1 protein-coding gene is annotated in these 254 nt (G+C 41.3%); it reads left to right on the forward strand.

Features of this window, described 5'->3' with window-relative positions; translation table 11 throughout:
- Nucleotides 1–254 (forward strand): hypothetical protein (locus KTHG_RS20970; protein WP_370362738.1); only part of this gene is annotated, 254 nt, incomplete at both ends.

Consider the following 254-nt stretch of genomic DNA (forward strand, 5'->3'; position numbering starts at 1 on the left):
TTATGGCTATATTGCCCCAATAGAGGCGAAAGATGGCGATATGTGGTTCCAATACAATGAGGCCGGTACAGTATGTACAGGTCTTTTTGTTTGTAATAATGGCGCATGGATAAAGAAAGAACTCGATGCACAAGCATTAAGTGTTGATAAATTATCGGCCTTATCAGCTGATTTAGGAAACGTAACCGCTGGTAATATTACTGGGGTGAAAATCACCGGTAGTGAGTTTACAACTGCATTGAGCGATGGTGTGA

Source organism: Kurthia sp. Dielmo (assembly GCF_000307285.2).
Lineage (GTDB): Bacteria > Bacillota > Bacilli > Bacillales_A > Planococcaceae > Kurthia > Kurthia populi.